Origin of the sequence: Microbacterium terrae (assembly GCF_017831975.1) — a bacterium.
Classification (GTDB): domain Bacteria; phylum Actinomycetota; class Actinomycetes; order Actinomycetales; family Microbacteriaceae; genus Microbacterium; species Microbacterium terrae.
Genome location: NZ_JAFDSS010000001.1, coordinates 1,885,788 through 1,899,849, shown reverse-complemented (window position 1 = coordinate 1,899,849; position 14,062 = coordinate 1,885,788). Strand labels below are relative to the sequence as shown.

The 14,062-nt window shown below is 71.2% G+C and carries 11 protein-coding genes; 5 read left to right on the top strand and 6 right to left on the bottom strand.

Features of this window, described 5'->3' with window-relative positions:
* Positions 1-6: 6 nt before the first annotated feature.
* The 3 genes from JOD63_RS08840 to JOD63_RS08830 form a co-directional block, all read right to left on the bottom strand.
* A complete protein-coding gene (locus JOD63_RS08840) occupies positions 7-1,020 on the bottom strand; it encodes an isopenicillin N synthase family dioxygenase (protein ID WP_045276111.1) in 1,014 nt (337 codons plus the stop codon).
* Between the two features lie 165 nt (positions 1,021-1,185).
* Entirely contained in the window at positions 1,186-2,397 is a 1,212-nt protein-coding gene (locus JOD63_RS08835; protein WP_045276112.1) for an oxygenase MpaB family protein, read from the bottom strand.
* Positions 2,398-2,579: 182 nt separating this feature from the next.
* Positions 2,580-3,779 (bottom strand): acyltransferase family protein, encoded by a 1,200-nt coding sequence (locus JOD63_RS08830; RefSeq protein WP_407665034.1) that lies wholly within the window; start codon positions 3,777-3,779, stop codon positions 2,580-2,582.
* A 72-nt stretch (positions 3,780-3,851) separates the two neighbouring features.
* Here JOD63_RS08830 and JOD63_RS08825 point away from each other — a divergent pair, with 72 nt between their 5' ends.
* From JOD63_RS08825 to JOD63_RS08815, 3 genes are all read left to right on the top strand, one after another.
* Positions 3,852-5,303: a carboxylesterase/lipase family protein gene (locus tag JOD63_RS08825; protein WP_045276113.1), complete on the top strand. Its 1,452-nt coding sequence runs from the start codon at positions 3,852-3,854 to the stop codon at positions 5,301-5,303.
* Positions 5,304-5,472: 169 nt separating this feature from the next.
* Entirely contained in the window at positions 5,473-6,672 is a 1,200-nt protein-coding gene (locus JOD63_RS08820) for an LLM class flavin-dependent oxidoreductase (protein ID WP_157004018.1), read from the top strand.
* 1 nt (position 6,673) lies between these two features.
* A complete protein-coding gene (locus tag JOD63_RS08815; RefSeq protein ID WP_045276115.1) occupies positions 6,674-7,318 on the top strand; it encodes an FMN reductase in 645 nt (214 codons plus the stop codon).
* 7 nt (positions 7,319-7,325) lie between these two features.
* Here the strand turns inward: JOD63_RS08815 and JOD63_RS08810 are convergent, their stop codons facing one another.
* Both JOD63_RS08810 and JOD63_RS08805 read right to left on the bottom strand, forming a co-directional pair.
* Positions 7,326-8,156 carry a DNA/RNA non-specific endonuclease gene (locus JOD63_RS08810; protein ID WP_407664991.1) on the bottom strand — a complete coding sequence of 277 codons (831 nt, stop codon included), beginning with the start codon at positions 8,154-8,156 and terminating at the stop codon, positions 7,326-7,328.
* 108 nt (positions 8,157-8,264) lie between these two features.
* A complete protein-coding gene (locus JOD63_RS08805) occupies positions 8,265-8,858 on the bottom strand; it encodes a DedA family protein (protein ID WP_052682533.1) in 594 nt (197 codons plus the stop codon).
* Positions 8,859-8,997: 139 nt separating this feature from the next.
* Between JOD63_RS08805 and JOD63_RS08800 the strand changes: the two genes are divergently transcribed.
* Positions 8,998-11,031, top strand: coding sequence for a glycosyltransferase (locus tag JOD63_RS08800; RefSeq protein ID WP_045276116.1), 2,034 nt, complete (start codon positions 8,998-9,000; stop codon positions 11,029-11,031).
* Positions 11,032-11,039: 8 nt separating this feature from the next.
* Here JOD63_RS08800 and JOD63_RS08795 read toward each other — a convergent pair whose 3' ends face one another.
* On the bottom strand, positions 11,040-11,216 hold the full coding sequence (locus JOD63_RS08795; protein ID WP_169748411.1) for a DUF5302 domain-containing protein: 177 nt from the start codon (positions 11,214-11,216) through the stop codon (positions 11,040-11,042).
* A gap of 330 nt (positions 11,217-11,546) precedes the next feature.
* Between JOD63_RS08795 and JOD63_RS08790 the strand changes: the two genes are divergently transcribed.
* Complete coding sequence (locus tag JOD63_RS08790) at positions 11,547-13,829, top strand: polyribonucleotide nucleotidyltransferase (RefSeq protein ID WP_045276117.1); 2,283 nt, start codon at positions 11,547-11,549, stop codon at positions 13,827-13,829.
* Positions 13,830-14,062: the final 233 nt, after the last annotated feature.

Genomic DNA, 14,062 nt, shown 5'->3' with positions numbered 1-14,062 from the left:
CCGTGATCAGGATGCTGCTGCTCGGACGGCGACCAGGTCGGCGTGGTGGATCCCGGCGACGTCGGGGTGCGCGCGCAGGCGCGACTTGAGCGCATTCTCGCCGTACAGCGAGTGGATGGGGTTGGCCGGGTCCTGGGTCACGCCGCGCGCCTGCGCCGCGAGGTCGGCCGGCAGCTCGATCAGCGGCAGCCGCTTGTCGAGCGCGGGGTTGAAGAAGAACGGCACCGAGATGCGGTCGTCGGGGAGCCGCGGGGAGATCACCCGATGCTTCGTCGCGATGAGGTATCCCTGGGTCGCGTATTCGAGCAGCTCGCCGATGTTGACCACGAACGCACCGGGCACGGGCGGTGCGTCGACCCACTCGCCGTCGCGCTCGACCTGGAGGCCGCCCTTGCCCGGCTCGACCCACAGCAGAGTGAGCACGCCGGAGTCCTTGTGGGCGCCGACCCCCTGCGCGACGTCTTCCTTGCCGGGGTAGCGCACGATCTTGATGAGCGTCGAGGGTTCGCCGAAGTGCTCGTCGAAGTAGTCCTCCGGCGCGCCCAGCGACAGCGCCCAGGCCCGCAGGAGCTTGCGGGCGACGCCCGACAGGTGGTCGTGCCACTCCGAGACGACCTCCCGCAGCTCGGGCTGGGCTGCGGGCCAGAGGTTCGGACCGATGAGCCGGGCGAAGTCCGGCGCGGCGGGGTCGGTGACGGCGGCGCGCTCCGGACCGATGTCGATCTGCTCGCGCCAGTCCACCGCACCCTGCGTGCGCTCTCCGCCCACGCGCGTGTACCCGCGGAAGTGCGGGCTCGTGATGTTCTCGATGGCCAGCTTGTCGGCCTCGGGGAGGGCGAAGAAGTCGCGCGCGGCGCGGTGCAGGCGCGACTCGAGGGCGGGCGTCACGCCCGTGCCGGTGAGATAGAAGAACCCGACGTCGTGCGTCGCGGCGCGCAGGTCGTCGCGGAAGCGCTCGGCGGCCTCGGGGCCTTCGTCGAGCTGCGAGAGGTCGAGGATCGGCAGGTTCAGGTCGGTCATGAGCCGAGGGTAGAGCCGCCGCCGCGGCATCCGTCGGTCTGTTTCGCGGCGTTACCGCCGCCGCGCCGACCGGCGGTCGCACCGGCGCCCGGCCCGACCGGTCCGCACGTCGTGTGCGATCGGGCGAACCGGGCGTCGATGTGGTGCGTCCGCTCACCCGCTGGGTCAGGGCGTGGGGCGGTTCATGTCGGGGATCGTGATCGCCGTCGTCGTGCCCGACGTGCCGCGGTTGAGGAAGGCCATGGCGATCGCGCGCAGCAGCTGGTCGAACAGGTAGAAATTCGCCGGCATCACCGGGAGCAGCCCCTCTCGGAACGCGATGTAGGTCGGCCAGCCGACGCGGATCGTCGCCGCCGAAACGTAGTCGCGCTTGAGGCCGAGCCAGTCGCCCACCTCGTTGCCGAGCTGGTAGCGGACGAACTCGTTGAGGAAGCCGCGGGTCAGCCCCAGGTCGATCTGGGCGATCAGGCCGAGGAGCACCTCGGCGAGCACCTTGCCCTCGTTCGTGGGGCTGAGCACGGGCGTGAGGATCTGCGCGGCCTGCGCGTGCGCGGCATCCCAGCTCGCCGGGATGTACTCGTCCTTCACGCCGAGGAAGTGCAGCGCGACTTGCCACGAGTGCAGGAACGCCTCTTCGTCGGCCCTCGACATCGGCACGCGCCACTCTTTGAGCTTCTTGTGCGCGAACGTGCCGGTGCTGTGGAAGGTGACGAGGATGTCGTGGTTGCTGATGGGGATCTGCTCGTCGTGGCCGCTGGCCTGCCAGTGCGGGGACTGGGGGAGCAGGTGCCGCACGGCCGCGTGCACGAGTCGGGTGCGGTTCGCGGTCACCCGGAACTCGCCCGTCGTCTCGAAGGCGTTGATGTCGCTGAGGTCGTACCCGAACGAGAACGTCTTCGCCGCACGGTCCTGCATGTCGGCGCCGCCCTTGGAGTGGTAGACCGAGCGTGCCTCGCGGGGGATGACCGTCGACATGATGCCGCCGCCGACGCCGTAGATCATGAACAGGTACGTGTCCTTGCGGCGGTTGAAGTCGGCGGCGCGGCGGAGCTTCGACATGTCTGCCCACGCCGGCATCTTCATGTGGGTGTCGAGCCACCCCGACAGCTCGGGCGGCAGTCCGCTCGGCACGGGCTGCCAGTTGTTCACCCAGCCGTCCATCGCGGCGTTGACCTGCGCGGTCTGGCCGTTCTGGATCATGGTCGCGATGATGCGGTCGATCTCGTCGTCCCAGACCCACTGCGGATCCACTCCGGCTCCGGCGCCCGCGACGGAGCCGGCGGGCGACCACGACCAGGCGGCGCTCGGAGCGACGGCTCCGGCGAGTCCGAGCGCGGCTCCGACGGTGAGCACGGCGCGTCTGTTCATCTCGGGCATGGGGGACCTGCCTTTCCGGTGACGACGAACCGCGCCCGGGCGTCGTCTTCGACGTGGGCGTGAACCTGCGATCCGTCCGGCGAATATGTGATTCGCGGTTAACATACGAGGCGCAGGGGGCATCGCACAAGCCCCGTGTCCGAAGTGGACAGCGGGGGAGCGTCGGTGCGCAACGGCCGGCGTCAGCCGTTCTGCCGGGGGTCGGCGTGGCGAGGCGCGGGGGTCTCCCGCGGCCGGCGGGAGCCCGTCGGGTCGCTGCGGCGTCCCTCGCTCGCAGCGAGGGTGCGGTCGCGGAACAGCCAGCTCGGCCGCGGCTCGACCAGCGGGCGGAAGACCCGCCGCACCGGGCGCGTCGCGAGCCCGAGGGCGATGAGCACCGAGAGCACCACGACGATCGGCAGCCATAGCCACGTCGGGTCGAGATCGCGCAGCACCCCGGACTCGCGGAACGGATAGAGCACGAACGAGTGGAGCAGGTAGACGTACATCGTGTACTGACCGAACTGCGTCCAGCGATGGGTGCGACGCGGGACGAGTGCGAAGAAGGCGGCGCTCAGGATCAGGGCGACGACCATCAGGACGAGCCGGAAGCCGCCGGCCCACCACTGCGTGCCGCCGATCGCGGAATAGTTCTCGTCGTAGAAGAGCCACTCCCGCAGCTCGATCGCGCGCCACGTGTCGACGAAGAACCACGCCGCCCATCCCGCGACGGCGAACAGCGCCACAGCGGTCGGGATCACCCACCACGCCCGGCGCCGCAGCAGGTCGAGCCGAGCGACCACGTCGTGCTCGTGCAGCCACCACCCCAGGGCGAAGAACGGCAGCAGGCCGAGGGTTCGCGACAGCGAGAAGGTCGAGTCGATGTTCGGGAGGTAGCCGACGCTGATGCTGATGACGACCGTCCACAGCAGCGGCCAGCGCAGGAGTGCGAGGTAGGGGAGCACCAGCCGGAAGGTGCCGAGGGCGAGCAGGAACCAGAGCGTCCACGATGGGCGTGTGAGATTCGGGTCGGCCTGGCCCTCGACGAGGAACTTCGTCAGGAGCCACAGCCCCTCGAAGATCACGTACGGCACGATGATGTCGGTGATGACGCGGGCCATCTGGCGTCGGTTGGGCGACTCGGACTTGGAGAAGTAGCCCGAGATGATCGCGAACGCCGGCATGTGGAACGCGTAGACGAGCAGGTACAGCCCGAGCGCGATGTCAGAGTCGTACGTGAGTCGCTGCACGGCGTGGCCGAGCACGACCAGCACGATGCACGCGAACCGGGCGTTGTCCCAGAAGGGCGTCCGCTTCTTGGGACGTGCGACTCGCACCGAGCCGGTGGCGGTCGGGGGAACGGATGCCGCGGCCTCGGCCGCGCGGGAGTTTTCGGTCATCATCACGGCGTCGCCCACCCTATCCTGAGAGTCCTCGCGCGTCCCGCCCGCGCCCCCGGAACGAAGGAGATCCGCATGCCCGACGCCCCGGTCGTCGCCGTGTCCACCGGCAGGCTTCGGGGAGTGAGCGACGGGGGCGTCGACCGCTACCTCGGCATTCCGTACGCCGCCCCTCCCGTGGGTGAGCGCCGGTTCCGCGAGCCCGAGCCACCCGTGGTGTGGGAGGGGGAGAGGGATGCGTCGCGCTTCGGTGCGACCGCGCCGCAGGCGCCGTACCCGCCGGTGATCGGACGCTACCTCCCCACCGTCGAGATCCCCGGCGACGACTTCCTCACCGTGAATGTGTGGGCGCCGGCCGGTCGAGTGCCCGACGCGAAGCTTCCGGTGCTCGTCTTCGTGCACGGCGGCGCCCTCACGCGCGGCAGTGCGGCGCTCGCCGCGTACGACGGCGCGCGATTCGCGCGGCACGGCATCGTCTTCGTCTCGGTGCAGTACCGGGTCGGGCAGGAGGGGTTCGCGGTGCTCGACGACGTGCCGCGCAACCTCGGCGTGCTCGATCAGCAGGCGGCGCTGCGCTGGGTGCGACGCGAGATCGCCGCGTTCGGCGGCGACCCGGCACGGGTGACCGCGATGGGGCACTCCGCCGGGGCGAACACGCTGGCGGCCCTGTTCGCGCTCCCCGATGCGGCGGAGCTGTTCGACCGGCTCATCCTGCAGAGTGGTCCGCTGACCGCGCAGCCGGTCGAGAAGGCTGCGCGCATGACGCGGGCCATCGGCCGCAAGCGCGGGGTCGCCCCCACTCGCGCGGGGTTCGCCTCCGTACCGGCGGCAGACCTGGTCGCGACCCAGACCGCAGTCTCCGCGGGTGCATCGCCGCTCGGGCGCGGGCCGGCGGTCGCCCTCGCGATCGGCGGCGCGGCGATTCCGCGCAACCCCGTCGACGCGCTCCTCGAGGGTGCGGGCGCCGGCATCCCGCTGCTGATCGGGTCGACGAGCGAGGAGTACCGGCTGTGGCTCGTCCCCGGCGGGGCGGTCGAGAGGATCTCGCGCGCGACGCTCACGCTCGCGCGGCTCGTGGCCCGGGTGCCGAAGGCGGTGGTCGCCGCCCACGCGCGTCGTCGTCCCGACGCATCGCCGGGAGAGATCCTCGGGGAGGTGACGGGCGATCTGCTCGTGCGTGCCCCGCTCACCCGGCTGGCCGACAGCCGGATCGGCTCTGCGCCCACCTGGGTGTACGAGTTCCGCTGGCAGAGCCCGGTCGACGGGCTGGGGGCGGCCCACGCGATGGAGCTCGGCTTCGTGTTCGACCGGGTCGACGCGGACGACTCGGTGCTGATGGCCGGTCGCGGGGCTCCGCAGGCGCTCGCCGACGCGATGCATCGGGCGTGGGTGTCGTTCGTCGTCGACGGCGACCCCGGGTGGGAGCCGTGGTCGGCCGCCCGTCCGGTGCAGGCGTTCGACGCCGCCGGGGGCCGCATCGATCGTGCTCCGCGACAGGACGAGCTCGAGGGGCTCCCGACGGGGTGACGAGCCGTGCAGAAGGGCGGCTCTCGCCCCGCGGCATCCGCTCGGGAATAACTTGGGTCTCAGGACGTTTCACGATATACATTCATTTGCATAGATTCGTCGGCGACGGAGATCCCGGACGACGAGAGCGGAGAGAGCGATCGTGAGCGAGAGCACCACGTGGTCGGGAATGCAGTTCGGCATCTTCACGGTGAGCGACATCACCCAGGACCCGACCGACGGCCACACCCCGAGTGAGGCGGAGAAGATCCGCAACACCATCACCATGGCCAAGCACGCCGAGGAGGTCGGGCTCGACGTCTTCGCGCTGGGGGAGCACCACAACCCGCCGTTCTGGTCGTCGTCGCCCACCACGACCCTCGCGTACATCGCCGCGCAGACCGAGCGCCTGGTGCTGTCGACCGCGACGACGCTCATCACCACGAACGACCCGGTGAAGATCGCCGAGGACTACGCGATGCTGCAGCACGTGTCGGGCGGCCGCACCGACCTGATGCTCGGCCGCGGCAACACCGGGCCCGTCTACCCGTGGTTCGGCAAGGACATCCGCCAGGGCCTGCCGCTCGCCATCGAGAACTACAACCTGCTCCACCGTCTGTGGCGCGAGGATGTCGTGGACTGGGAGGGCCAGTTCCGCACGCCCCTGCAGGGCTTCACCTCGACCCCGCGTCCGCTCGACGGCGTCGCGCCGTTCGTGTGGCACGGCTCGATCCGCACGCCCGAGATCGCCGAGCAGGCCGCGTACTACGGCGACGGCTTCTTCGCCAACAACATCTTCTGGCCCGCCGAGCACTACCAGCGCCTCATCACGCTGTACCGCCAGCGCTACGCCCACTACGGTCACGGCACGCCCGAGCAGGCGATCGTGGGCCTCGGCGGTCAGGTGTTCATGAATGCCAGCTCGCAGGAGGCGGTGCGCCGGTTCCGTCCGTACTTCGACAACGCGCCGGTCTACGGCCACGGGCCGTCGCTGGAGGACTTCAGCGAGATGACTCCTCTCACCGTCGGCTCGCCGCAGCAGGTGATCGACCGCTACGCGGGCATGCGCGAGCTGTACGGCGACTACCAGCGTCAGCTGTTCCTCATGGATCACGCGGGTCTTCCGCTCAAGACGGTGCTCGAGCAGCTCGACATCCTGGGCGGCGAGGTCGTGCCGGTGCTGCGCAAGGAGCTCCAGAAGAACCGCCCGGAGAACGTTCCGGATGCCCCGACCCACGCGAACCGCGTGGCCGCCGCCTACGGCGACGACGCTCCGCGCCAGGCGGTCCCCGGCGCGAACCGCGGCGACAACCTCGTGGGTGACAGCCCGTACCGCGACACGCCCGCCCCCGCCGGCGCCGCGTTCGGTCTCGGCCGGAAGGAGGCGTGAGATGACCACGCGCCGCATCGCGGTGATCTCCGCCGGCCTGTCGAACCCCTCGTCGACGCGCATGCTCGCCGACCGGCTCGCCGGTGCGACCGCCGCCCGGCTCTCCGAGCGCGACATCTCGGTCGAGGTCGACGTGTTCGAGCTGCGCGACTACGCGCACGACATCACGAACAACCTGCTCACCGGCTTCGCGCCCCCGGCTCTCGAGTCGATGATCAACGCCGTCGTCTCGGCCGATGCCGTGATCGCGGTCACCCCGATCTTCTCGACGAGCTACTCGGGCCTCTTCAAGTCGTTCATCGACGTGCTCGACCCCGACGCGCTCACCGGCAAGCCGGTGCTGATCGGCGCGAACGCCGGCACCGCCCGCCACTCGCTGGCGATCGACTACGCGATCCGGCCGCTTTTCACCTACCTGCACGCCGAGCCCGTCTCGACGGGCGTGTTCGCGGCGTCGTCGGACTGGGGAACCTCCGGAGACCAGGTGGCGCCGCTGGGCGAGCGGATCGAGCGCGGCGCGCGCGAGCTCGCCGACGCGGTCGCCCGTCGGGAGCCGGTGACCGAGGCCGATCCGTTCGACCCGGCGAACTACCTCGGCGAGGGCCGCTCGTTCGGCCACCTGCTGGGCGGTCTCGCGGGGGAGTGAGCCGGCCTCACCCGAGCGAGATGTCCTCCGCCGCGCGGAGGGGGCGCCAGTCGCCTCCTCCGCGCGCGGTCGTCGTCGCCAGCACATCAGCCGACGCGAGAGGGCCGAGGTCGACCCCCGCGAGCGCAGCGATGTCGGCCACCGGCGCCTGGAACGTGCGGAACGCCGCGAGCGGCGGCACGGCGAGGGCCTCGGCCTCGAGGCGAAGCACGTCGGACTGGTCGAGCACGAACCCGGCGGACCGCAGCTGCAGCGTGCCCACGCCATCGTCCGCCCACGCGGCGATCTTGTAGAACCGTCGCGGAACCTGCAGGCCCCGATAGCGCGGGTCGTCGGCGTCGAGCACCGGCGCGGTGAACACGCTCACCCGTGCGTCCGTCGCCTCGGCGTACGCGAGCACGTGATCCTCGAGACCCAGCCACAGGTCCTTCGACTGGTTGAAGACGTTCACCTGCGGCGCGGCGTTCGGGTAGCGGAACGTCGCCTCGGTGGCGACCCGCGCCGTCACCGGCTCGCCCCAGCCCGGATCGCGGCGCCGCACCAGGTGACCGCGATCGAGGTCGTTGCGCGCATAGATCTCGGGACCGGCCTGCTCCGAGGCGGGGATCCGCTCGTCGAGCCGCCAATCGCCGGTGCGGGGTACGTCGCGCAGGGCGGACCCGTCGATGTTGACCGCCGTGGTGACGGCGAGTCGGCGCACCGGGTCGAGCACCACCGTGAATCTCGGGTAGCGGAGCTCCCGGATGCCGCGTCCGTCGGCCGGCACCGGCAGCGGCACCTCGGGGCCGAGGAACGCGGGGTCGTAGCCGGCGTCGGCAGTGTCTGCTGAGATCGTCACGCCCCCATCCTGGCGCGCGGCGCAGACATCCCCGGCCCGGGTGCCGGGTGGGGCACCCGCGCGCGAGGGGCGCCGCGACCGGCGCCGCGGCGGAGCGGCGCCACCGCGTCAGCCACGGGCCCGCAGGCGCCGCGCGAGCACCGCGTCGACGGCGAGGCCGATACCGACGGCGAGCACGACCGAGACCACGACGGCGACCGCCGGGCCGCCGGGCAGGAGCGCTGCCACGACGGCGCCGATCACCGCCTGGTACGACGCCCAGGCGAGCGCGGCAGCTCCCGCGATGAGCAGGAAGCGGCCGGCGGGGAGCCGGGTCGCCCCGGCGCTGAGGTTCACCGCGAGGCGGGCGAACGGGATGAAGCGGGCGGTGAACAGCACGAGCGCTGCGCGATGCTCGAGCCGGGCCCGCGCCCACGCGAACGCCGCCCGAGCCCGTGGTCCGCGCATCCATCGCCACCGCTCGAGCCCGATCACCCGACCCACCGCGTAGCATGCCGCGTCGCCCGCGACCGCGGCGACCGTGGCGATCGCGATCACCCAGAAGAGCGCGGGCTCGCCCTGCGTGACGGCGAGGGCGCCGAATGCGGTCACCGCAGCCTCGCCCGGCACGACGACGAGGAACGCATCGCCGAGCACCAGCGCGAACAGCACGGGCAGCGCCCACGGACTCGCCGCGATGCCCATCAGCACGTCGTCGACCACGCTCCATGAGTACCGCGCCGGGGTGAACTGCGACCGAACGGAGGACGACCGGTGGCCGCTCATCGTGCATCGGGTGAACACTCGTCGGCAGGCGCCGATTCGGAGCATCCGGCGTGTCGTCAGCGCCCACCCTGGAGTCGTGAGAGTCGCACTCCTCGCCGAATCCTTCCTGCCCCACATGAACGGGGTGACGGGCTCCGTGCTCCAGGTGCTCCGGCACCTCGCCGAAGCCGGTCACGAGACCCTGGTGATCGCCCCGCGGTCGGGCGAGGTGTCTGCCGACCTGCACGGCGCCCGCACCGAGCTGCTGCGCTCCGTGCCGCTGCCGAGCTACCCCGAGGTGCGCGTCGTGTTCGCACGCGCGGCCCGCCTGGCGACCATCCTCCGGAGCTTCGACCCCGACGTCGTGCACCTCGCCTCGCCCTTCGTGCTCGGCTGGCAGGGCGTGGCCGCGGCCGACGCGCTGCGCGTGCCATCGGTCGCGGTGTACCAGACCGATGTGGTCTCGTACGCGGAGCGCTACGGCCTGCCGCACGCACAGGCGCTGGTGGGGGCGCACATCGCGCGCCTGCACCGGCGCGCCACGCTCACCCTCGCGCCCTCGACGGCGTCGATCGCCCAGCTCGAAGACCTGGGCGTCGATCGCCTGCGCCGCTGGGGCAGGGGAGTCGACACCGACCGCTTCGCCCCCGAGCGCCGCACGGCCGCGTGGCGCAGCTCGGTCGCCGGAGGCCGGACCGTGATCGGCTACGTCGGCCGGCTCGCGCCGGAGAAGCAGGTGGCCGACCTCGCGGCGCTCGCCGACATCGACGGCGCACGGCTGGTCGTGGTGGGCGAGGGGCCCTCGCGCGCGGGGCTCGAGGCCGCCCTGCCGTCGGCGGTGTTCACCGGGCACCTGGGCGGCGCCGACCTCGCCGAGGCGATGGCGGGCTTCGACGTCTTCGTGCACCCGGGCGAGAGCGAGACGTTCGGCCAGACGATCCAGGAGGCGCTCGCGAGCGGCGTGCCCGTCGTGGCGACCGGCACCGGCGGACCGGTGGACCTCGTGCGCTCCAGCGTCGACGGCTGGCTCTACCGCCCCGGTGACCTCCGCGACCTGCGGGCGCGCGTCGCCGATCTCGTCGGCGACGAGGGCAAGCGTCGCGCGTTCGGCGAGGCGGCCCGCGAGGGGATGCGGAACCGGTCGTGGGATGCGGTGTGCCGCGAGCTCGTCGGCCACTACGAGGAGGCGCGGGTGCTGCGCCCCATCGACGACCGTCTTCCGGCGCGCGCGGCGCGCCCGGCCGGCGCGTCACCGGCCGGCGCGTCGGTGGAGCCCGTCGCTCCCGCAGACGGCGGGGAGGCTGCCCCGACGCGCACCTCCGACGCGGTCGGCGCCCGCACCTGGCGCCGCTACGTCGCCCTGGGGGACTCGCTCACCGAGGGCCTCTGCGATGCCTCGCGCATGCCCGACGGGCACTTCCGCGGATGGGCCGACCGCCTCGCCGAGCTGATCGCGCACGCCGACCCGGGCAGCGCGCTGCGCTACGCGAACCTCGCCGTGCGCAGCCGCAAGGTGGGCGACGTCGTGACGGAGCAGCTCGGGGCGGCCCTGGTGCTGCGACCGGATCTCGTGTCGGTGCTCATCGGGGCGAACGACCTCGTCGGACGGCACTGCGACCCGGCGGCGCTCGCACGCGACGTCGAAGCCGTCGTGCGTCGGCTGCGCGACACCGGCGCGGACGTGCTGCTGGTGACGCCGTTCCTGCCGCACCGTGTGGCGGCGCACCTCTTCCTCGAGCGACGCTTCGCCGTCTACGCGGAACACCTCCGCCGCGTCGCCGCCGAGACCGGGTCGATCCTGCTCGACCTGCAGGCGAAGCGTCGGATCGGAGAGCTCGACCTCTGGGCCGCCGACCGCGTGCATCTGGGCTCGAGCGGGCACCGGTTCGTCGCATATCGCGCGGCGGACGCGCTGGGAGTCCCCGACGCCGAGGCGCTCGCCGGGCTCGATGCCGCACTGCACGAACACGATCCGGCGGTCACGGGCACGTGGCTCGGTCGCGACGTGCTGCCGTGGGTATGGCGCCGGGTGCGGGGCCGCACCGCCGGCGACGGACTCGCCGCGAAGCACGCGGGGTACGTGACGGTGGGCGGCCCCGGCCGTGCTCGATCGCGGGCCGAGACGGGGTGACGGGCGGGTCAGCCGCTCTTGCGGCGGAACTCCCGCTTGGTCACCGCGCCGTGGGTGCCGTGGATGGCGGAGTCGCCGTCCAGGTGCGATTCGCCCTCGCGGTGGTGGGCGTTCTTCTTCTCGAGCGCTTCCTTGAACTTGCGCTTCATCTCGTCGGACGCGGCGCTGGGTGTGTCGGTGCTCATCCCCCCACCCTAGGCAGGCGCGCTCCGCCGCACCAGGCCGCGAATCGGGCCGGTCGCCGAAGGGTGCGGATTCGGCCCTCACTGATAGGCTGGGTCAGGTTGCCCTTGTGGCGATCGCTCAACTCCATATGAGCTCACGGAGCAGGCCGGCAGGAAGCTGGTCCCCTGTGGTGGTCTCCCCGTCGTCAGCGCCGGGTGGATTTCTACTGGTGGCCAGTGCTGGTGAACACCGCGGCATCGCCGCGCGCCGAGATCTGTCTGTTCCTGCTCCTTCGCATGCACTCGCGAGCCACACGGGCCCGCGAGATGAAACAAAGAAGGAGAGACCTCTTGGAAGGTCCTGAAATCACCGCCGCTGAAGCCGTTCTCGACAACGGCCGCTTCGGCACCCGCACCGTCCGCTTCGAGACCGGACGACTCGCGCAGCAGGCACAGGGTGCCGTCGCCGCGTACCTCGACGAGGAGACGATGCTCCTCTCGGCCACCAGCGCCGGCAAGCACCCGCGCGAAGGCTTCGACTTCTTCCCGCTGACCGTCGACGTCGAGGAGCGCTCGTACGCCGCCGGCAAGATCCCCGGTTCGTTCTTCCGTCGTGAGGGTCGCCCCTCGACCGAGGCGATCCTCGTCTGCCGTCTCATCGACCGCCCGCTGCGTCCGTCGTTCGTCGACGGTCTCCGCAACGAGGTGCAGATCGTCGTCACCGTGCTCTCGATCGCCCCGGGCGAGTTCTACGACGCGCTCGCGATCAACGCGGCGTCGCTCTCGACCCAGATCTCGGGTCTGCCGTTCTCGGGCCCGATCGCCGGCGTCCGCCTCGCGCTCATCCCCGGTCACGGCGACGTCGCTGACCAGTGGATCGCGTTCCCGACCGTCAGCCAGCTCGAAGACGCCGTCTTCGACCTCATCGTCGCCGGTCGCGTCATCACCGACGCCGACGGCAACGAGGACGTCGCGATCATGATGGTCGAGGCCGAGGCCACCGAGGGCTCGTGGAACCTCATCAAGGGCGGCGCCACCAAGCCGAACGAGCAGGTCGTCGCCGAGGGCCTCGAGGCCTCGAAGCCGTTCATCAAGCAGCTCGTCGCCGCTCAGAACGTCGTCGCGAACACCGCTGCGAAGGAGATCAAGGAGTTCCCGGTCTTCCTTCCCTACAGCCAGCAGACCTACGACTTCGTCGCCGGCCGCGCCTACGACAAGCTCGTCCCGATCTACCAGATCGCCGACAAGCAGGCCCGTCAGAACGCCGACGACGAGCTCAAGGACGCCGTCAAGGCGGAGCTCGCTGCGGCGATCGAGTCGGGTGAGCTGCCCGCCGTCGCGGCGAGCGAGTTCGGTGCGGCGTACAAGTCGGTCACCAAGCTCATCGTCCGCGGTCGCATCCTCAGCGAGGGTGTGCGCATGGACGGCCGTGGCCTCGCCGACATCCGTCCGCTCGACGCAGAGGTGCAGGTCATCCCGCGCGTGCACGGCTCGGCGATCTTCCAGCGCGGCGAGACCCAGATCCTGGGCGTCACCACGCTGAACATGCTCAAGATGGAGCAGCAGATCGACTCGCTGTCGCCCGTCACGAGCAAGCGCTACATGCACCACTACAACTTCCCGCCGTACTCGACCGGTGAGACCGGCCGTGTCGGTTCGCCGAAGCGTCGCGAGATCGGGCACGGCTTCCTCGCCGAGCGCGCGCTCGTGCCGGTGCTGCCCAGCCGCGAGGAGTTCCCGTACGCGATCCGTCAGGTCTCCGAGGCGCTCGGTTCCAACGGCTCCACGTCGATGGGCTCGGTGTGCGCGTCGACCCTGTCGCTGCTCAACGCCGGTGTGCCGCTGCGCGCACCCGTCGCGGGCATCGCGATGGGTCTCGTGTCCGACGAGGTCGACGGTCAGACCCGCTACGCGGCGCTGACCGACATCCTGGGCGCGGAGGACGCGCTCGGCGACATGGACTTCAAGGTCGCGGGAACCAGCGAGTTCGTCACCGCGATCCAGCTCGACACGAAGCTCGACGGCATCCCGTCGTCGGTGCTGACCGCCGCGCTGCAGCAGGCGCGCGACGCGCGTCTGACGATCCTCAACGTGCTGAACGCCGCGATCGACAGCCCCGACGAGATGGCGCCGACCGCGCCGCGCGTGATCAGCGTGCAGATCCCGGTCGACAAGATCGGCGAGCTGATCGGCCCGAAGGGCAAGACGATCAACGCGATCCAGGACGAGACCGGCGCGCAGATCTCCATCGAGGAGGACGGTACCGTCTACATCGGCGCGACCGACGGCCCGTCGGCCGAGGCCGCCCGTGCCCAGGTCAACGCGATCGCGAACCCCACCAACCCGGAGGTCGGCGAGCAGTTCCTCGGAACTGTCGTCAAGATCGCCACGTTCGGTGCGTTCATCTCGCTCCTGCCCGGCAAGGACGGACTGCTGCACGTCAGCGAGGTCCGCAAGCTCGCCGGCGGCAAGCGCGTCGAGAACGTCGAGGACGTTCTCGGTGTCGGCCAGAAGCTCCTGGTGCGCATCACCAAGATCGACGACCGCGGCAAGCTCTCGCTCGAGCCCGTGGTCGAAGAGGCCGCTGACGCCGCTCCGGCGGCAGAGGCCGTGGAGGCGCCCGCCGAGGCGTGAGCCGAAGCCCTGTCCGGATGCCCGTCGTCCTCCCTGGTGGAGGATGGCGGGCATCCGTCGTTCCCCTCCATGAATGCCCGCATGTCCACCGGATGGCGGACGTCGGCGGCATCGCGGCCGGGATGTGATGAAAGCGTTATGCAATATTCACCACTGCGACGTCGTGGCGAACTCAGCCATGTCCGGTCTGCCCTACCCTCGAAGTACCGCGCCGGGGGGCGCAAGACGTGGAC